Origin of the sequence: Streptomyces sp. NPDC093089 (genome assembly GCF_044754405.1) — a bacterium.
In the GTDB taxonomy this organism is placed as follows: Bacteria; Actinomycetota; Actinomycetes; order Streptomycetales; family Streptomycetaceae; genus Streptomyces.
Window position 1 is genome coordinate 122,121 of sequence record NZ_JBIVPA010000017.1, and the last position, 18,886, is coordinate 141,006.

General features: G+C 74.1%; 12 protein-coding genes and 1 pseudogene. 4 read left to right on the top strand and 9 right to left on the bottom strand.

Translation table 11 applies throughout. The features are described 5' to 3' along the window. Positions 1 to 126: 126 nt before the first annotated feature. Positions 127 to 1,305 carry an RICIN domain-containing protein gene (locus ACIQFX_RS33300; RefSeq protein WP_402470941.1) on the top strand — a complete coding sequence of 393 codons (1,179 nt, stop codon included), beginning with the start codon at positions 127 to 129 and terminating at the stop codon, positions 1,303 to 1,305. A 29-nt stretch (positions 1,306 to 1,334) separates the two neighbouring features. Here the strand turns inward: ACIQFX_RS33300 and ACIQFX_RS33305 are convergent, their stop codons facing one another. The 5 genes from ACIQFX_RS33305 to ACIQFX_RS33325 all read right to left on the bottom strand — a co-directional run bounded on the left by ACIQFX_RS33305 (position 1,335) and on the right by ACIQFX_RS33325 (position 7,523). Then, positions 1,335 to 3,119: a serine/threonine-protein kinase gene (locus ACIQFX_RS33305; RefSeq protein ID WP_402470944.1), complete on the bottom strand. Its 1,785-nt coding sequence runs from the start codon at positions 3,117 to 3,119 to the stop codon at positions 1,335 to 1,337. 117 nt (positions 3,120 to 3,236) lie between these two features. Continuing rightward, positions 3,237 to 3,977 (bottom strand): tyrosine-protein phosphatase, encoded by a 741-nt coding sequence (locus ACIQFX_RS33310; RefSeq protein ID WP_402470946.1) that lies wholly within the window; start codon positions 3,975 to 3,977, stop codon positions 3,237 to 3,239. Between the two features lie 219 nt (positions 3,978 to 4,196). Next, on the bottom strand, positions 4,197 to 4,805 hold the full coding sequence (locus ACIQFX_RS33315; protein ID WP_402471009.1) for a helix-turn-helix transcriptional regulator: 609 nt from the start codon (positions 4,803 to 4,805) through the stop codon (positions 4,197 to 4,199). Positions 4,806 to 4,950: 145 nt separating this feature from the next. Then, positions 4,951 to 5,646 (bottom strand): response regulator, encoded by a 696-nt coding sequence (locus ACIQFX_RS33320; protein ID WP_402470949.1) that lies wholly within the window; start codon positions 5,644 to 5,646, stop codon positions 4,951 to 4,953. Beyond that, entirely contained in the window at positions 5,643 to 7,523 is a 1,881-nt protein-coding gene (locus ACIQFX_RS33325; RefSeq protein WP_402470952.1) for an ATP-binding protein, read from the bottom strand. Before ACIQFX_RS33325 ends, ACIQFX_RS33320 begins: the two co-directional genes overlap by 4 nt. 197 nt (positions 7,524 to 7,720) lie before the next feature. On the opposite strand from ACIQFX_RS33325, the gene ACIQFX_RS33330 reads away from it, so the two are divergent. After that, positions 7,721 to 9,067 carry a cation:dicarboxylate symporter family transporter gene (locus tag ACIQFX_RS33330; RefSeq protein ID WP_402470954.1) on the top strand — a complete coding sequence of 449 codons (1,347 nt, stop codon included), beginning with the start codon at positions 7,721 to 7,723 and terminating at the stop codon, positions 9,065 to 9,067. 595 nt (positions 9,068 to 9,662) lie between these two features. Here the strand turns inward: ACIQFX_RS33330 and ACIQFX_RS33335 are convergent. Together ACIQFX_RS33335 and ACIQFX_RS33340 are read right to left on the bottom strand one after the other, a co-directional pair. Next, entirely contained in the window at positions 9,663 to 10,562 is a 900-nt protein-coding gene (locus ACIQFX_RS33335) for an aldo/keto reductase (RefSeq protein WP_402470957.1), read from the bottom strand. A gap of 236 nt (positions 10,563 to 10,798) precedes the next feature. Continuing rightward, positions 10,799 to 11,683 (bottom strand): annotated as a pseudogene (locus ACIQFX_RS33340) (NAD-dependent epimerase/dehydratase family protein); the annotation flags it as partial. Between the two features lie 67 nt (positions 11,684 to 11,750). On the opposite strand from ACIQFX_RS33340, the gene ACIQFX_RS33345 reads away from it, so the two are divergent. Both ACIQFX_RS33345 and ACIQFX_RS33350 read left to right on the top strand, forming a co-directional pair. Continuing rightward, positions 11,751 to 12,269 carry an Lrp/AsnC family transcriptional regulator gene (locus ACIQFX_RS33345; protein WP_402470960.1) on the top strand — a complete coding sequence of 173 codons (519 nt, stop codon included), beginning with the start codon at positions 11,751 to 11,753 and terminating at the stop codon, positions 12,267 to 12,269. Positions 12,270 to 12,459: 190 nt separating this feature from the next. Beyond that, positions 12,460 to 14,811, top strand: a complete 2,352-nt coding sequence (locus ACIQFX_RS33350) for a UvrD-helicase domain-containing protein (RefSeq protein WP_402470963.1) — start codon at positions 12,460 to 12,462, stop codon at positions 14,809 to 14,811. On the opposite strand, the gene glgB is transcribed toward ACIQFX_RS33350, so the two are convergent. Next, positions 14,798 to 17,065, bottom strand: a complete 2,268-nt coding sequence (glgB, locus tag ACIQFX_RS33355) for a 1,4-alpha-glucan branching enzyme (protein WP_402470966.1) — start codon at positions 17,063 to 17,065, stop codon at positions 14,798 to 14,800. The two genes, ACIQFX_RS33350 and glgB, sit on opposite strands and share 14 nt — an antisense overlap. A gap of 400 nt (positions 17,066 to 17,465) precedes the next feature. Beyond that, complete coding sequence (locus ACIQFX_RS33360) at positions 17,466 to 18,809, bottom strand: maltokinase (protein ID WP_402470968.1); 1,344 nt, start codon at positions 18,807 to 18,809, stop codon at positions 17,466 to 17,468. Positions 18,810 to 18,886 lie beyond the last annotated feature (77 nt).

Sequence of the window (18,886 nt, forward strand, 5' to 3'; positions counted from 1 at the left end):
GCCCGGGGCGTCACCGGCCCCGGCGGAATCGCCGGGATCCACTCTTGAGTCCGGGCCCCCGATCAACAAGGCTTGGGGCCTGTCCCGGACATGTCCCAACCCTGTCCGGCGGAAGGGGGAGAGGCGATGACGCCGGGGGAACGGGTCCCTGACCCGCGGGACGCACGCGACCCCGCCGAGTTCCTCGCACGGCTCCAGGCCCTCAAGGACTGGTCCCGCCTGACCTGTCGCGACCTCTCGGCCCGCGCGCAGGCCCACGGCGACGTCCTGCCCCGCTCGACCGTGGCCAGCATGCTCGCCCGCCCCACCCTGCCCCGCGACGAACTCCTCACCGCCTTCGCCCGCGCCTGCGGGGTCACCCCGGAGGACCTGGAGACCTGGCGGACCGTACGGGCACGCCTGGCGCGCGGCGGCCGACAGCCGGCGGGGGCGGGGGCGGGAGCGGGGGAGCCGGAAGCGGTGGGGGGTTCGGAGACGGCAACGGCGGCGGGAGAGCAGGAGACGGCGGGGGTGCCGGGAGGCCCGGCGGCGCTGGACGCGACGGACGCGGCGGACGCGGCGGACGCTTCGGGCGGCTCGGGCGGCTCGGGCGGCTCGGGCGGATCGAGTGGCTCGGACGGCTCGGATGGTGCGAGCGGCTCGGGCGGCTCGGACCCGTCGCCGGTCGTGCCCCCCTGGCCGGGCGAGCCGCCGGTGGAGGAGGCGGACGGCGGGCGCGGCCCCCGCTCCCGGATACGCAGGACGCTCGTCGCGGCGGTCGCGCTGACCGGGCTCGTGCTCGCCGGGGTCAGCGTCGTGGCCGTCCTGAAGGACGGGCACGGCGGGCATCCGCCCCGTACGGTCACGGCGCCGGCCGCCGGGGACGTACGCATCCGGGTGGTCGGCACGGACCACTGCCTCGGAGAGCGGCGCGGGGCCAGGAGCGGCCAGATCCACCAGGTGCCGTGCGCGGCGGCGGGCGTCCCGCTCTACTCGCTGGCGGAGACCGGCGGGGGCCGGTGGAGGATCGTTTCGGACCACCCCGACCACGGCCCCGGCTGCTCCGGCATACCCTCGGGCGGCCGGATAGCCGGCGCCGCCTTCGAGGACTCCGAGTGCGGCGACCCGAGCCGGGTCGAGGAGTTCACCCTGGAGCCGTACGGCACCCCCGTCGAGGGCTACCGGATCGTCCCGGTCGGCTCCGCGACGCCCGGCAGCTGCGTCACGGTCACCGGCGACCGCACGACCGCCTGGGCCCGCCTCGCCCAGGCACCCTGCGCACCGGACGCCGCCGGCCAGCTCTTCGACTTCGACCGGCGGGACTGAGCGGGCCGGGGAGGGCGGCGCGATCGCCCTCAGCGGAGGGCGGCGAGTGCGCGTTCGGCGATCTGTACGGCCTCCGGTTCGCAGGTCCTCGCGGGGTCCGCCACGTCGTCCCCGTAGGAGACCGCGGCGCGGACGACGAGGTTGCCGTCGCGCACCTGCAGCGAGCAGTCCTCGTAGGCCGACGGCGGCGCCCAGTACGCCTCGTCGCCGAAGGCGAGGTCCGCGGCCCGTCCGCCGGTGGACTGCTCGGCGAAATCGGCCCGTTGGCGGTCCGTCGCGGCCCCCTTCGTGCCGGTGGGGAGCTTGAGGTTCCACCAGATCTCGGCGGCCTTGCCGTTCTTGTCGTCCGGCTTCCCGGCGGACCAGAAGCAGCGGGTCTCCGGGCCTTCTGCGCGGACGACGGAGAAGTCCCGCTCCGTCTCCCGCTCGTACGAGGGCAGTCGGAAGGCCGACTCCGCGCAGGTGGGCAGCGTGCGGTACGTGTCGCCCGCGGGCCTCAGCAGGAAGTACCCGCCGACACCGGCCCCCGCCACGACCAGCACCCCAGCGGTCACGAGGGCGAGGGTCCTTCCGCGCCTCCGCCGGGGCGCCGGCGGAGGCGGCGGGGCGTCCGGCGCGGTGGTGGGAACCCGGCCCGGGGCGGTCACGGTTGCCATGGCGGCGGGGGAGTCGGGGGCCGGAGCGGCGGCGGGGGAGGTGGGGGACGAGGCGGCGGGCGAGTCCGAAACGGCGGCCGGTGAGACGGCGGGAGCAGCCGTGGCCGAGGCCACGGGCACGGCGGCGGGGGCGGGGTCGGCGGTGGTGGCACCGGCCGGTGTCGATGCCGACGCCGGTGTCGACAGGGGTGTCGGTGTCGGTGCCTCCACCGGCGGGCGGCTGGGCGGTACGACGAGGGTGGGCTCCCGGCCGGGGGGACCGTCGAGCAACGCGGCGATGCGGGCCTGCTGTTCGGCGACCATCGTGTGGACCGCCGGGGGCCAGACGCGGGCGGCGGGCGCGACCGGGCCGAGGAGTTCGATGAGCCGGGCGGGGGTGGGCCGGGCGGTCGGGTCCTTCGCGAGGCACGCCTCGACGATCCCGCGCAGTCCGGCGGGCACGCCGCTCAGATCGGGCACGCCGTGCACCACGTTGGAGAGGATCCGGAAGGTCGAGGTGCCGGCGAACGGGGAGTCGCCGGTCAGCGCGAGCACCAGGATCGCGCCGAGCGAGAACACGTCGCTGGCGGGGGTGAGTTCCCTGCTCTCCGCCTGCTCGGGCGACATGAACGGCGGGGAGCCGATCACCCAGCCGGTCTGGGTCAGCCGCGTCGGCTCCGCGCCGCCCCCGGGCTCCGCGGCCCGCGCGATGCCGAAGTCGATGACCCGGACCCCGTCCTCGGCGAGCAGGACGTTCTCCGGCTTGAGGTCGCGGTGGATCAGTCCCACCCGGTGGATCTCGACGAGCGCCGTCGCCAGTCCGAGGGCGAGCCTGCGCACGGCCGCCTCGGGCAGCGGACCCGCCTCCCGCACCACCGAACCCAGTGAGGGGCCGGTGACGAACACCGAGGCGAGCCAAGGGAGTTCGGCGTCCGCGTCGGCGTCCATCACGGCCGCCGTGTACGCGCCGGAGACCCGTCGGGAAGCGGCGACCTCGCGCCGGAAGCGGGCCCGGAAGTCGGCGTCGGACGCGAACCGGGCGTGCACCAGCTTGACGGCCGCCAGCCGGCCGTCGTGGGCCGCGCCCAGGAGCACGCGGCCCATGCCCCCGTGGCCGAGCTCGGCGAGCAGCCGGTACGGACCGACCCGGGTCGCCTCGGAGTCGTCGAGCGGTTCCATCGCAAGCCCCCCACGGCGCCGAGGCGCCCTCTGTCCCTTTCCGCCGCCCGCCCGGCCCCGTGCCCTCCGCCGCGAACGCGGCAAGAGCCTACTGACTCGACGGGCCCCGGGTGGGACCTACGGGCCTTCCACCAGGCGGGCCCTGAGCCTCACCACCACCGCCGGGTCGAGCCCGACGTGGCCGGTGACGTACCCGTACACCGAGCCGTACCGTGCGCGCAGGTCGGCGAGGAAGAGGCGGATGACGTCGGCGGGCGCGCGGCCGTAGCCGGGCCAGCGGAGTTCGCGGCCGGGGTGGGTGGCGTGCCAGTCGGCGACGAGGCGCTCGGTGGCCAGCTCGGTCAGGGCGAAGTCGGCGAGGACGTCCTCGTCGGCGACGTCGAGGAGACCGAGGACGACGGCGGCGAGCAGCCCCGTCCGGTCCTTGCCCGAGGCGCAGTGGAAGACCAGCGGCCCGTCGGTCGCGGCGATGACCTCCAGCGCCGCACGGAGCTCCTCCGCACCGTCCTCGGCGACCTCGGCGAACCGGTCCGCGAGGTAGCGCCACGGGTCGAGCTCCGGGTCGATCTCCGCCTGGTCGTACGGGCGGTGCTCGATGGAGAAGTTGTGCCAGGCGATGCCCTCGGTCTCCGGCAGGCGCCCCTTCGCGTCGATCTCCCACGGGTAGCGCAGGTCGATCACGGTGGCCACGCCCAGCGCGCGGAACCGCTGCCGGTCCGCCGGTTCGGCGTCCGCGAGCTTGGCCAGGGAGTCGGCGCGGTAGAGGGTCTCCCACCGCACGGTCCCGCCGTCGGCGGTCCGATAGCCGCCCAGGTCACGGAAGTTGTGGAGTCGGTCGAACGTTATGTGTCGTCTCACGGGCGCCAATCTACGGCCCGGGGCCGCGGTGATCCAGGAAGCCCGCCGCCGCCCGGACCCGGCAGTCGATCAAGAAACCCGCCACCCGCCCGGAGGGCACTCGCCGAGCTGGAAACCCGCTACGGACCGGAGGGCACTCGCCGGGCCGGGAATCCGCCACGGCCCGGGAAGCGGTCGCCGAGCCGGGAACCTGCCGCGGTCCTGAAGGCGGTCGCCCGGCTAGGCGCCCACCGCCGCCCAGAAGTGGCCGGTGATGCCGTCGAGGTACGCGCGGCCCTCGTCGCCGGTCGCGCCCGACGCGCCCCAGCTGCTGGTGGCGGCCATCCGGGCGTGGTAGTCGGTGTGGAGCCGCTGGAGCACGGACTCCAGGGTCCGCTTGGGCAGCGGCAGCATCTTCACGGCCGGTTTCACATAGGCCTGCCAGCGGGTGGTGGCGGCGTCCCGCAGCAGCTCGGCGAGGGACTCGTCGCCGCCGGTCGCGGTGATGAGGGCGCGCGGGCCGAGGCCGAGGACCTCGGCGAGGGCGGCCGTCTGGCGCTCGGTGCCGCGCCACCGGCCCTCGTCCTCCATCCGCCGGTACGCGTGGGCGGCCACGCCGACGAGGCGGGCCAGGTCCTCGGAGGACAGCCCGCGGGCCATCCGGTGCTCGCGGAGGGTGGAGGCGGTGGCGATCAGCTCGGCGGGGGAGCACCACAGGACGCCCGCGAGGGCGGTGAGCTCCTGTTCGCCGGGGACGGCCCGGCCGCGCTCCCAGGCGGCGACGGTGTCGGGGGTGACGAGGATGCCGTACTGGGCGCGCAGGCCGTAGGCGACGTGGCCGTGGGCCATGCCGAGGGCCTCGCGCAGCCGGCGCGCGGCCTGGGCGTCGAAGGGTGGGGAGGGTTGGTGCACCCGGCCACGGTAGGTGCGGAGGGTGACGGCTGGCTACGGTGCGTTCGCCCAACACCCGAGGTCGTAGGAACGTCGGAACCGATCAGTAACCGCGGGCCCGTCCGTCGAGCCAGCGGTACTGGAGCTCGGGCCGCCCTATCTGCCCGTACTGCGGCGCCCGCACCGCCCGGCCCTCGGTGACCAGGTGCTCCAGATAGCGGCGCGCGGTGATCCGGGAGATCCCGACCGCCGTCCCCGCCTCCGCCGCCGTGAGCCCGGCCGGCGTGTCCCGCAGGGTGCGGGTGACCGACTCCAGGGTCGGGCCGCTGAGGCCCTTGGGGAGCGTGGCCGGCTGCGGGGCCCGCAGCGCGGCGAGCGCCCGGTCCACCTCGTCCTGCCCGGAGGCCTCCCCGGCCGCCGCCCGGAACTCCGCGTACCGGGCCAGCCGGTCCCGCAGGGTCGCGAAGGCGAACGGCTTCAGGACGTACTGCACGACGCCCAGCGACACGCCCTCCCGGACGATCGCCAGGTCCCGGGCCGACGTCACGGCGATCACGTCCGCCGCGTGCCCGGCCGCCCGCAGCGACCGCAGCAGCTGGAGCCCGTGCCCGTCCGGCAGGTACAGGTCCAGGAGGATCAGGTCGACCGGCGTCCGGTCGAGGATCCGCACCGCCGCGGCCCGCGAATGCGCCACTCCGACGACCGTGAACCCCTCGACCCGCCCCGCGTACAGCGCGTGCGCGTCCGCCGCGACGGGATCGTCCTCGACGACGAGGACCCGCAGGGGCGCGGTGCTCACGCGATCACCTCCGCCGCGGTGCCGCCGGAGGGGGCGTCGCCGGGCGCGGTGGTGCCCGTTGGAGTGGTGGTGGTGCCGGCTGTGATGGTGTCGGCCGCGGTGCCGCCCGCCGGGGTGGCGCCGGTCGCGGAGTCGCCTGACGCGGTGCCTGCCGGGGCGGCATCGGCCGTGGTGGTGCCCGCCGGGCTGCCGCCGGACGGGGTGCCGCCCGCCGCGGCCCCCGGACCTGCCCCGCCCTGCTGCGGCGGCAGGGGCAAGGTCGGCGGCGGAGGCAAGGCGGGCGACAGCGGCGCCGGCAGTGGCAGTCGTACGGTGAACTCCGCGCCGCCCGCCGCCGCGTCCGTGACGGTCAGGGTGCCGGAGGCGCGGGAGACGGCCTGGCCGACGAGGGCGAGACCCAGGCCGCGGCCGGGGCCGCGGGTCGACCAGCCGCGGCCGAGGGCGGCGTCGCGGTCGGCGGGGCGGACGCCCGGACCGTTGTCGCCGACGCGCAGCAGGAGTTCGCCGTCACCGGTCCGGGCGGCGACGGTGACGGTCACCCGCGCGTGCGGGGTGCCGCCCGCCGCCTCGACCGCGTTGTCGATGAGGTTGCCGAGGATCGTGACCAGGTCCCGCGAGGGCAGCGCCGCCGGCACCCGGCCGTCGTCGATGCGGCTGTCCTCGGTGAGGACCAGCTCGACGCCCCGCTCGTTGGCCTGCGCGGCTTTGCCGAGGAGCAGCGCCGCGAGCACCGGCTCCCCGACGGCGTCGACGACCCGGTCGGTCAGGGCCTGGGCGAGTTCCAGCTCGGCCGTCGCGAACTCCACCGCCTCCGCCACCCGGCCGAGTTCGATGAGCGAGACGACCGTGTGCAGCCGGTTCGCCGCCTCGTGGGCCTGCGAGCGGAGCGCCTCGGTGAACCCCCGCTCGGAGTCCAACTCGCCGGAGAGCAGCTGGAGTTCCGTACGGTCCCGGAGCGTGACGACGGTGCCGCGCCGCTCCCCGCCCACCACCGGGCGGGTGTTCACCACGAGGACCCGGTCGGCCGTCAGATGCGTCTCGTCGACGCGCGGCTCCGAGGAGAGGAGCGCTCCCGTCAGGGCTGCGGGCAGGCCGAGTTCGGCCGCCGGGCGGCCGACGACGCCGTCGTCGAGGCCGAGCAGCTCCCGCGCCCCGTCGTTGATGAGGGCGATCCGCCGCCGGCCGTCGAGCATCACGAGCCCCTCCCTGACCGCGTGCAGCGCGGCCTCGTGGTAGTCGTGCATCCGGCTCAGTTCCTTCGCGTTCATGCCGTGCGTGTGGCGGCGCAGACGCGCGTTCACCACGTACGTCCCCGCCCCGCCGAGCGCGAGCGCCGCGCCCGCCATGCCGAGCAGGGCGGTCACCTGCTCCCGCACCTGCTCGCTGATCCTCTCGATGGTGATGCCCGCACTGACCAGGGCGACCACCCGGCCGTCGGCGTACACCGGCGCGACCGTCCGCACGGAGGGCCCGAGCACGCCGAGATGTGTCTCGGAGTGGAAGCGCCCCTGCCGCGCCTCCTCGATGTGGCCGAGGTACGTCCGCCCGATCTGCTCCGGCTCCGGATGCGTCCACCGGGTGCCGTCCGGCGCCATGATCACCACGAAGGCGACGTCCGCGTGCCGGCGCAGCGACTCGGTGTACGGCTGGAGCACGGCCGTCGGGTCGGCGGACCGCGCGGCCGCCGCCACCGAGGGCGAGTCCGCGACCGCCGCCGCGGTCGCCGTGGACTGGCGGCGCGCGGTCTCCTCGGCCTGCGCCCGGTCCGTGACGTACGCGAAGAACGCGCACCCCGCCACGACGACGGCCACCAGCACGACCTGCATCGCGAAGAGCTGACCGGCCAGGCTGCGGGGGCGGGGGAGGGGGAGACGCATGCGGGTAAGTGTGCACGGCGGAGTTTGCGCCGCAGCATTGCGTTCCCGAATCGTTCTCTTCCCTCTCGTCCCCTTCGTCCCCCTCCCGGCCCGGCCGCCGTGAACGAAACGCACGCAACCGTGACCCCGGTCACAGGCTGCTGGATAGTCGCGGTGTCCACCGGGACGTGGACACCCACCAGCACGAGGAGGACCCCGTGGCCGCACGACGGGACCGCACCCACTATCTGTATCTGGCCGTCATCGGCGCCGTACTGCTCGGCATCGCGGTCGGCTTCCTGGCGCCCGGCGTCGCCGTCGAGCTCAAGCCGCTGGGCACCGGGTTCGTCAACCTGATCAAGATGATGATCTCGCCGATCATCTTCTGCACGATCGTCCTCGGCGTCGGCTCGGTCAGGAAGGCCGCCAAGGTCGGCGCCGTCGGCGGCCTCGCCCTCGGCTACTTCCTCCTCATGTCGACCGTCGCCCTCGCGATCGGCCTCCTCGTCGGCAACCTCCTGGAACCCGGCTCCGGACTCCACCTCACCCCGGAGGTCGCCGAGGCCGGCGCCCAGCAGGCCGAGGGCGCGAGCGAGACCACCACGGACTTCCTCCTCGGCGTCATCCCCACCACCCTCGTCTCCGCCTTCACCGGCGGCGAGGTCCTCCAGACCCTCCTCGTCGCCCTCCTCGCCGGCTTCGCCCTCCAGGCCATGGGCAGCGCCGGAGAGCCCGTCCTGCGCGGCATCGGCCACATCCAGCGGCTCGTCTTCCGCATCCTCGGCATGATCATGTGGGCCGCCCCCGTCGGCGCGTTCGGCGCCATCGCCGCCGTCGTCGGCGCGACCGGCGCCGCCGCCCTCAAGTCGCTCGCCGTCATCATGATCGGCTTCTACCTGACCTGCGGCCTCTTCGTCTTCGTCGTCCTCGGCGCCATCCTCCGGCTCGTCGCCGGGATCAACATCTGGTCCCTGCTCAAGTACCTCGGCCGCGAGTTCCTCCTCATCCTCTCCACCTCCTCCTCGGAGTCGGCGCTCCCCCGCCTCATCGCCAAGATGGAGCACCTCGGTGTCAGCAAGCCCGTCGTCGGCATCACCGTCCCGACCGGCTACTCCTTCAACCTCGACGGCACCGCCATCTACCTCACCATGGCCTCCCTCTTCACCGCCGAGGCCATGGGCGACCCCCTCTCCCTCTCCGAGCAGATCTCCCTCCTCGTCTTCATGATCATCGCCTCCAAGGGCGCCGCAGGCGTCACCGGCGCCGGCCTCGCCACCCTCGCCGGCGGCCTCCAGTCCCACCGCCCCGAACTCGTCGACGGCGTCGGCCTCATCGTCGGCATCGACCGCTTCATGAGCGAAGCCCGCGCCCTCACCAACTTCGCCGGCAACGCCGTCGCCACCGTCCTCATCGGCACCTGGACCAAAGAGATCGACACCACCCGCGTCGCCCAAGTCCTCTCCGGCCACCTCCCCTTCGACGAACAAACCCTCGTCGACGACCACGCCCCCGTCCCCTCCCCCCGCCCCTCCACCGGCGAAGAAAAAGCCCGCGCCGGCGTCTGACCCCTCCACACCCCGCCCCTCCGCGGGGCGCCGCGCCCCGCACGGGACGCGGCGCCCCGGGCCCATGCGCGGGTGGCGCGTCCGGGGCCTCGTGCGGGAGCGCGCCCCGGGCCCAGGGCCCCGCGCCACTGTCGCGCCCGAGCACATGCGTGGGCGGCACGCCCCTCGGGCCCCCACCCGGGGTGGCGCCCGCGGCCCGCTGTCACCTCCGGGGAGACCCCCACGCCCCTGGCGGACGATTGCCCACAACGCGAGCGGCGGCAGGCGGCGCGTCCTACCGCCGGAGGGGCGGGCGCGGCCCGCAGTCCCGGGCGCGGAGGCAGCGCGGCGAGGGTGACGGGGCGAAGGCTGCGCGGCCCGCACGCAAGCGGGCGGGCGCCACGCAAGCGGGCGGGCGCCACGCAAGTAGGCGGCCCCCACCCAAGCCCGCTGCCCCCACCCAAGCCCGCTGCCCCACCCGGCAGCAGGACCGCGGCCCGCGGCCGCGCACCGCGGCGGGCGAGGGCGCGCCCCGCGACCAGGCGCGAGTCCCGGGCCTTGAGCCGGATCCGGGCCTCGGGAGAGAGCGGCCCTCATGGAGTGGGGGCCGCTTTTCTCATGCGCCGGTGTCGGGGACGGCGGTGTTCAGGTCGGAGAGTTCGGTGTCCGAGAGGTGCAGGTCCGCTGCCTTCGCGGAGTCCTGGACCGTCGACGGCCGGCTCGCCCCCGGGATCGGGAGGACGGTGTCGGAACGGGTGAGGAGCCAGGCGAGGGCGACCTGTTGGGGGCTGACGTGTCGGGATCGGGCGACTCGGTGGAAGGCGGCGAAGTGTGGATCCTCCGCTTGGGTGGAGGTGCCGTCCAGGGAGGATCGGGAGATGCCGCCGAGGGGGCTCCAGGGGAGGAAGGCGAGGCCGAGGTCGGCGCAGAGGCGGAGTGGGGCCTCGCTGTCGCGTACGGCGGGGGAGTAGCGGTTCTGGACGGAGACGAGGCGGTCGCCGAGGATCTCGCGGGCCAGGAGGATCTGGGCGGAGTCGACGTTCGAGATGCCGGCGAGGCGGACGGTGCCGGCGTCGAGGAGGTCCCGTACCGCGCCGAGGGATTCGGCGTAGGGGACGGAGGGGTCGGGCTTGTGGAGTTGGTAGAGGCCGATGGTGTCGACGCGGAGCCGTAGCGCCGAGGCCTCGGCCGCCCCGCGGAGGTGATCGGGCCGGCCGTCGACCGTCCAGCCGCCGTCGGGCGTACGTCCCCGGCCGCCCTTGGTCGCCACGAGGACGTGGTCCGTGGGGCCTCGGTACGACGACAGGGCCCGGGCGACGAGGAGTTCGCCGTCGCCGGGGGTGCCGCCCGGCGGGTGGTAGGAGTCGGCGGTGTCGAGGAGGGTGACGCCTGCGTCGAGTGCGGCGTGGAGGGTGGCGACGGCCCGGTCCTCGTCGGGCCGCCCTTCGATGGACAGGGGCATCGTGCCGAACCCGACCGCCCCGACCCGTACGTCCCCGAGCATCCGGTAGCGCATCAGAGCACCGCCCCGGCAGCGCCCTCGGCGTCGGCATCCCGGGAGGCGGATCCGACGACGTCCCGGGAAGCGGACCCGGTGGCATCCCCTGCGGTGCCGTCGGTGGTGTACCCGGCAGCGTTCCCGAGGCCGTCCCCAGCCGCATCGCTGACTGCGGACCCGACGTCGGACCTGACGGCATCCCCGGCGGCGTCGCCGATCGCATCCCCGGCGGCGGACCCGATGACGTCCCCACCCCCAACCGTCTCCGCCACAGCCCTCGCGAGCCATTCCGTGGAATGGGTGAAGGAGTAACCGAGGCAGGTCGCGCGGGAGTTGTCCATGGCGTACGAGCGGGGGAAGGAGAAGGGGGAGACTTCGCCGACCTCGACGGGGTGGAAGGTGGTGCGGCCGCCGGTGAGCTGTTCGATCGCGGTGCAGATGTCGGCGGTGGTGAGGGGGCCGTGGGAGTGGGCGTTGACCGGGCCGGTGAAGTGGGAGGTGACGGTCCAGGCGAGGAAGGAGGCGATTTCGTCGACGTATATGTACGTCGCGGGGTGGTTCACGACGGGGACGGTGATCGGGTCGCCGGTGCGGACGTGTCGGGCGTAGTGGTCGAGGCGGCCGGTGAAGTCGTCGGTGCCGCCGAGTACGTGGGCGACGCGTACCGAGGTCCAGGCGAAGGGGGAGGCGGTGGCGAAGACGGCTTCGGCCTGGCGCTTGCCCTCGCCGTAGTGGGTGTCGAGGAATTCGGGGTCGTCCCAGGGCAGGTTCGTGTCGACGTGCACCGTCGCCAGGTCGAGGGCTGATTCGGGGACGGGGGTGGGGGAGTCCTCGTGCTCGTACACCTCGACCGTCGAGGTCATGACGTAGCGGCCGGTGCGGGGGCCGAAGACGCGGAGGGCGATCTCGGCTTGGCGGGGGGTGTAGCAGACCTGGTCGACGACGACGTCGAAGGTGCGGCCCGCGAGGGCGGATTCGAGGCCGGCTTCGTCGTCGCGGTCGGCGATGACCTGCTCGATTCCGGCGGGGGCGGGGGAAGAGCCGCGATTGAGCACGGTGATGTGGTGGCCGGATTCCCGGAGGAGGGTGATGAGCCGCTTTCCGAAATAGCGATTACCGCCGATGACCAGAATGTCCATGAATCCCAACTCCCTTGTTTCCGAGGTCAAGTGTTACGTTGTGCGCTCGCTGATTGAAGGGGGAAACATGGGACTCGCGGCCGCCGCACCGAAGGAACCACGGCATTCGCGGGCCGGCGCCGACGAAACGTCGGCGGTCGCTTTCGACCCCATCGACCGGCAGATCCTGGACCTCCTGCAGACCGACGGGCGGATCAAGCTCAGCGAGCTCGGCCGGCGGGTCCGGCTCAGCCCCGCGGCGGTCACCGAGCGGGTGCGCCGCCTGGAGGCGGGCGGGGCGGTCACGGGGTACGGGGCGCACGTGTCCCCGGCGCGGCTCGGCTACGGCATCCAGGCGTTCATCCGGGTGAACCCGCACGGCGGCTACACGCTCAAGCACCCGCGCACCCTGGAGCTCACCGCGCGCCCGGAGGTCCTGGAAGTGCACCACGTGGTCGGCGAGGACTGCTGGATCCTCAAGGTGGCCGTCACCGACACGATCCATCTCGAAGACGTCCTGGAGCAGACCTCGGTGCTCGGCCGGACCACGACGTCGATCGTGCTGTCGTCCCCGGTCGAGCGGAAGCCGCTGCTGCCGCCGACCTGACGCCGCCCGGCCCCGACCCCGCCCATCCCCCCGTCCCGGGTGACCGTCGGCCGGCAGGCGCATACAGAAATACCCCGACTAGAATTGACAGTCGGGGTATTGCGTCGCGTATATTCATGGATTCCGCGTCCGGGCATGCGAGAGGCGCGGAGAAGCTCAATAAACGCACTGTATCGCGCCGGGAGTCGAATTGTCAACCGAGGAATTTCGGAAAGAGCAGCAATTCATCACCGATCTGTACGCACGACTCGACGACCTCAGGGACCAGGCCGAGGCCGCCGTCGAGCGGGCCCTGCGCACGCCGGGGGTCGGCGGCAACCAGGGGCGGCTCGAACGGGATGTGCTGGTCGCCGAGCAGTCCGGCCTGCTCGCCGCGCTGAACGCGGGGGAGACCGGGCTGTGCTTCGGGCGGCTCGTGTTCAAGGACGGACGCGACCACCACATCGGGCGGCTCGGCATCCGCGAGGACGACCCGAACCGCACCCCGCTGGTCGTCGACTGGCGCGCCGAGGTCGCCCGCCCCTTCTACCTCGCCACCGGGTACGAGCCGATGGGGCTGACCCGACGCCGGCACATCACCACCCTCGGCCGCACCGTGACCGCGCTCCACGACGAGGTGCTCGACCTCGCCGACGCCACCCGCACCGGCCACGAGAGCCGGGACGCCGACGAGGTGCTGCTCGCCGCGCTCGACGCCGCCCGCACCGGCCGGATGCACGACATCGTGCAGACCATCCAGGCCGAGCAGGACGCCATCATCCGCTCGCCGCACCGCGGGGTCCTCGTCGTCGAGGGCGGCCCCGGCACCGGCAAGACCGCCGTCGCCCTGCACCGGGCCGCGTACCTCCTCTACGCCCACCGCGAGCAGCTCGCCAAGCGGGCCGTCCTCATCGTCGGCCCCAACCCGGCGTTCCTGGGCTACATCGGCAACGTCCTGCCCTCCCTCGGCGAGACCGGCGTCCTCCTCGCCACCCCCGCCGAACTCTTCCCCGGCGTCCGTGCCACCGGCACCGACACCCCGGAGGCCGCCGCGGTCAAGGGCTCCGCAGCCATGGCCACCGCCCTCGCCGCGGCCGTACGCGACCGCCAGCAGGTCCCCGAACGCGGCGAGCCGCTGATCGTCACGCACGACGACGGCGACCTGGTCATCGACTGGGACATGGCCCTGGAGGCCCGCCACAAGGCCCGCGAGACCGCCCTCCCGCACAACCTCGCCCGCCCCTACTTCGTCTTCCGGATCCTCGACGCGCTCGCCGAGCAGCTCGCCGACCGGATCGGCGCCGACCCCTACGGCGGACCCAACTTCCTCGGCCCCGACGACATCGCGCTGCTCGCCAAGGGCATCGCCGCCAACCCGGAGGTGTACGCGGCGATCGGCACGCTCTGGCCCGCGCTCACCCCGCAGGACTTCCTCGCCGACTACCTCGCCGAGCCCACCCACCTGCCCGAGGCGGACGCCGCGGCGATCCGGCGCGACGGCGGCCCCTGGACCCCCGGCGACGTCCCCCTCCTCGACGAGGCGGCCGAACTCCTCGGCGAGGACGACTCGGCCGCCCGCGCCGCCGAGGAGGCCGAACGGCAGAAGCAGATCCAGTACGCGCAGGGCGTCCTCGACGTCTCCTTCGCCTCGCGCACCTACGAGTTCGAGGACAAGGAGGAGCTCGACAAGGACGCCTCCGAGGTCCTCTCCGCCCACGACATCATCGACGCGGAACGGTTCGCCGAACGCCACGAGGAGGCCGACCACCGCACCGCCGCCGAACGGGCCGCCGCCGACCGCACCTGGGCCTTCGGCCACATCATCGTCGACGAGGCCCAGGAACTCTCCGCGATGACCTGGCGGCTCCTCATGCGCCGCAGCCCCAACCGGTCCATGACGCTCGTCGGCGACCCCGCCCAGACCGGCGACCCGGCCGGCGTCGGCGCCTGGCGGAGCATCCTCGCCCCGTACGTGCAGGACCGCTGGGACCACGTGCGCCTCGGCGTCAACTACCGCACGCCCGCCGAGATCATGGCCGTCGCCGCCGAGGTGCGGCGGGCCGACGACCCCGGCTTCGAGCCGCCCAGCTCGGTGCGCTCCACCGGCGTGGAACCCTGGGACCTGACCGTCGAGGACCCGGTGAAGGAGGCCGCCGACGCGGTCGCCGCCGAAGCCCGCGCGGAGGGCCGGCTCGCCGTCATCGCCCCGCCCGCCCTCCACCCCGGACTCGTCGCCGCCCTCCCCGACGCCTCGTACGGCCCGAAGCCCGACCTCACCAGGCCGGTCGTCCTCCTCGACCCCCGGCAGGCCAAGGGCCTGGAGTTCGACACCGTCCTCGTCGTCGACCCGGACGGCATCCGGGCCGGCGCCACGCACGGCGTCAACGACCTGTACGTGGCGCTGACCCGGGCCACTCAGCGGCTCGGGATCATCCGCCCGGCGGCCGCGGAGCAGTCGACCGTCACGCCGGCGGCCACGGACCCGGCCGTCACGCCGGCCGCCGAACCAGCCACCGAGCCCGCCGTCACACCGGCCTCCGGGCAGGCCGTCACGCCGGCCTGAGCCAGACCGTCGCCAGCGGCGGCAGGGTCATGCGCAGGCTCGCCTGGCGGCCGTGCCACGGCACCGACTCGGTCTTCACCGGGTCGGTGCCGACGACGTCGCCGCCGCCGTAGCGGGCGGCGTCCGTGTTGAGGACCTCCGCCCAGGCCGCGAAGGAGTCCGGCACGCCCAGCCGGTAGTCGTGCCGGACGACGGGCGAGAAGTTGGACACGGCGAGCAGCGGCGAGCCGTACGCGTCGAAGCGGAGGAACGCGAAGACGTTGTCCTCGGCCGCGTCCCCCACCACCCACTGGAAGCCCTCCGGGGCCGTGTCCCGCTCCCAGAGCGAGGGGCTCGCCGCGTACACCGTGTTGAGGTCGCGCACCAGGTCCCGCACGCCCCGGTGGTCGGCCTCGGCACCGTACGACGGGTCGAGCAGCCACCAGTCCGGGCCGTGCTCGGCCGACCACTCCGCACCCTGGGCGAACTCCTGCCCCATGTAGAGGAGTTGCTTGCCGGGATGGGCCCACATGAACCCGAGGTAGGCCCGGTGGTTCGCCCGCTGCTGCCACCAGTCGCCGGGCATCTTCGACACCAGGGACCGCTTGCCGTGCACGACCTCGTCGTGGGAGATCGGCAGGATGTAGTTCTCGCTGTACGCGTAGACCATCGAGAACGTCATCTCGTGGTGGTGGTACTTGCGGTGCACCGGCTCCTTCCCGACGTAGCCGAGCGAGTCGTGCATCCAGCCCATGTTCCACTTCATGCCGAAGCCCAGGCCGCCGAAGCCGCCCGGCCCCACCTGGTCGGTCGCCCGCGTCACGCCGTCCCAGGCCGTCGACTCCTCGGCGAACGTCACGATGCCCGGGCAGCGCCGGTACACCGTCGCGTTCATCTCCTGGAGGAAGGCGACCGCGTCCAGGTTCTCCCGGCCGCCGAACTCGTTCGGCAGCCAGTCGCCGTGCTCCCGCGAGTAGTCGAGGTAGAGCATCGAGGCCACCGCGTCCACCCGCAGCCCGTCGATGTGGAACTCCTGGCACCAGTACACCGCGTTCGCCACCAGGAAGTTCCGCACCTCCTTGCGGCCGTAGTCGAACTCCAGCGTCCCCCAGTCGGGATGGTGCGAACGGCGCGGGTCCTCGTGCTCGTACAGCGGCCGCCCGTCGAACTCGGCCAGCGCCCAGTCGTCCTTCGGGAAGTGCGCCGGGACCCAGTCCATCAGGACCCCGATGCCCGCCGCGTGCAGCGCGTCCACCAGGAACCGGAAGTCGTCCGGAGTGCCCATGCGGGCCGTCGGCGCGTAGAACCCCGTCACCTGGTAGCCCCACGAGCCGCTGAACGGATGCTCGGCGACCGCCATGAACTCCACGTGCGTGAAGCCCAGGTCCCGCACGTAGCCCGGCAGCTGCTCCGCCAGCTGGCGGTACGTCAGGCCCGGCCGCCACGACGGCAGGTGCATCTCGTACACCGACAGCGGAGCCTCGTGGTGCGGACGCGCACCGCGCCGCTCCATCCACTCCGCGTCGTCCCACACGTAGTGCGACTCGGTGACGATCGACGCCGTGTTCGGCGGGCACTCCGTGCGGCGGGCCATCGGATCCGCCCGGACGGTGTGCGAACCGTCCGGGCGGGTGATGTCGTACTTGTAGACGGCGCCCTCGCCGATCCCCGGCACGAACAGCTCCCACACGCCCGTCGAACCCAGCGACCGCATCGGCAGCCCCGTGCCGTCCCAGTACGTGAAGTCACCCGTGACCCGCACCCCTCGGGCGTTCGGCGCCCACACGGCGAAACGGGTGCCCGCGACGCCCTCGTGCGTCATCACGCGCGAGCCCAACGCCGTCCACAGCTCCTCGTGCCGGCCCTCCCCGATCAGATGCAGGTCCAGCTCCCCGAGCGACGGCAGGAAGCGGTACGGGTCCCGCACCGCGAGCTCCTCCGCGTCCGCCTCGTACCGGACCCGCAGCTCGTACGCCGGGACCTTGCGCAGCAGCGGGATCACCGCCGAGAACAGGCCGTCGCCGTCGTCGTGCAGCACCACGCGCCGGTCCTTCGTGACCACCGCGACCTCCTGCGCCCACGGGCGCAGCACCCGGACGGCGATCCCGCCCTTCACCGGGTGCGCGCCCAGCACGCCGTGCGGATCGTGGTGCTCACCCGCCAGCAGGCGGGCCCGCTCTCCCGGGTCGAGTGGTGGCGCCTTCCTCACCGCGGTCCGGTCCGGCGTGGCCGTCTTCTGCGTACGGGACGTCTTGCCTGCGGATCGGGCGGTCACCGGGGGCCTCCTGAGGGACGGGGGAAACGGGGGGAACGGGGGTACGGATGCGCAACGTCTTCACGCCATGACTGGACACTCGGCCGAACGGGCCCCCTCCCCGTTCCCGCAGGCAGCCCCCACCCCCCACATGCTCCAAACGGGTCCCTCCCGGGCCCCGCGCCCCGCGGCACGCCGCCACCGGGACCGCGGGCCGCACCCCACACCCAGCTCCCTGGCATACGGGCTGCACCCGTACGGCCCGGGCTGCGGGCTGCGCCCCCACGCCCCAGCGGGACGATCGCCCACGCGAAGGCGGGCGGGCGGCGGGCAGCAGCCCGCACGGGGGTGGGTGGAGGTGCGGGGGCGTAGGCCCGCACGGGGACGGGTGCGGGGTGGGCCGCCCGCACGGGGGTGGGGGTCATAGGGGGGTGGAGAGGCGGTGGATGGCGGACATGGGGACGGGGAGCCAGTCGGGGCGGTGGCGGGCTTCGTAGACGACTTCGTAGACGGCTTTGTCGGTCTCGTAGGCGCGGAGGAGCGCGGGGTCGGCCCGGGGGTCGGTCCCGGACGCCTCGGCGTAGCCGGTGCAGTAGGCGGCCCGGCAGCGGGCGGCCCAGTCGGCGTTCCAGGGGCGGTGGGTGCGGGCGGCGTAGTCGAAGGAGCGGAGCATGCCGGCGACGTCGCGGACGGTGGGCTGGGGGCTGCGGCGTTCGTCGAGGGGCTTCGCGGGTTCGCCCTCGAAGTCGATGACGGCCCAGGCGCCGTCGGACCCGCGGAGCGTCTGGCCGAGGTGGAGGTCGCCGTGGATGCGCTGGAGCGCGCCCGCGCCGGCGCCGGCCGCGGCGAAGACGGCCCGGAGGCCGGGGACGTAGGGCAGGAGGGCGGGGACGGCCTGGGCCGCGGCGTGGAGGCGCCGGTCCATGGCGTCGGCGACCTCCTCGGCCTCGGCCTTGCGGAGCCGTCGGGTGGGGAGGGCTTCGGCGAGGGCGAGGTGGACCTCGGCGGTGGCGCGGCCGAGGGCGCGGGCCTCGGTGGTGAACTCGCGTCCGTCGGCGAGCGCGTCGAGTGCGAGCCGCCAGCCGTCGCGGGAGTCGCGCAGGTAGGGCTGGAGGACGCCGAGGGTGGAGGCCCCGGACTCGAACCAGGCGACGGGCGCGGGGACCCGTTCGCAGCCGGCCTGGCTGAGGGCGAGCGGGAGTTCCAGGTCGGGGTTGGCGCCGGGGCTGACCCGCCGGAAGATCTTGAGGATGAAGGAATCCCCGTAGACCAGGGACGAGTTGGACTGTTCGGCGTCGAGCATGCGGGGGGCGAGGGCGGGGGGCAGTGCGGTGGTGGCGTGGAAGCGCAGGGGGCCGGTCCGGCCCGGGGTGCGCAGCCGCTCGTAGAGGAGTCCGGCGAGCCGCGGGTCGCGCAGCCCTTCGTACACGGCTCGTCCGGCGAGCGGTCCCTGCCGGATCCGCCCGATCAGGGCGGGGGCGAGGCGGGGCGGGAGTTGGGTCCGTACGCCCAGGAGGAGCTGGTAGCAGTCGGCGGGCGTGCCGGCCGGCCGGCCGGGTTGCTCGACCCGTACGAGGAGGTGGAGGAGGCCGGGTCCCGCGCCGTCCAGGGGCAGCAGCTCGGTGGCCGCGTCCAGCGTGAATCCGGTGACCCGGCGGCCCTTGCCCGCGAACCAGCGCTGCCGTGGCAGCCATTCGTGGAGCAGGGGCGCGAGGGACGGTAGGAGGGCGTCCGGGGCCCGGGTGGTGGATGCGGTCTCCGGCATGGCATCGCGTCCTTTCCCCGGGGCGCGCAGTTGGCTTTCGTGTGCGTTCAAATGCGCAGAGTGTCCCGGATTGCGGC

What these genes read in the sequence shown, in the direction of transcription:
- ACIQFX_RS33300 (WP_402470941.1), top strand. Translation starts at nt 127, where the DNA reads ATGACGCCGGGGGAACGGGTCCCTGACCCGCGGGACGCACGCGACCCC.
- ACIQFX_RS33305 (WP_402470944.1), bottom strand. Translation starts at nt 3,119, where the DNA reads ATGGAACCGCTCGACGACTCCGAGGCGACCCGGGTCGGTCCGTACCGG.
- ACIQFX_RS33315 (WP_402471009.1), bottom strand. Translation starts at nt 4,805, where the DNA reads ATGGCCCACGGCCACGTCGCCTACGGCCTGCGCGCCCAGTACGGCATC.
- ACIQFX_RS33325 (WP_402470952.1), bottom strand. Translation starts at nt 7,523, where the DNA reads ATGCGTCTCCCCCTCCCCCGCCCCCGCAGCCTGGCCGGTCAGCTCTTC.
- ACIQFX_RS33335 (WP_402470957.1), bottom strand. Translation starts at nt 10,562, where the DNA reads ATGCGCTACCGGATGCTCGGGGACGTACGGGTCGGGGCGGTCGGGTTC.
- ACIQFX_RS33345 (WP_402470960.1), top strand. Translation starts at nt 11,751, where the DNA reads ATGGGACTCGCGGCCGCCGCACCGAAGGAACCACGGCATTCGCGGGCC.
- ACIQFX_RS33360 (WP_402470968.1), bottom strand. Translation starts at nt 18,809, where the DNA reads ATGCCGGAGACCGCATCCACCACCCGGGCCCCGGACGCCCTCCTACCG.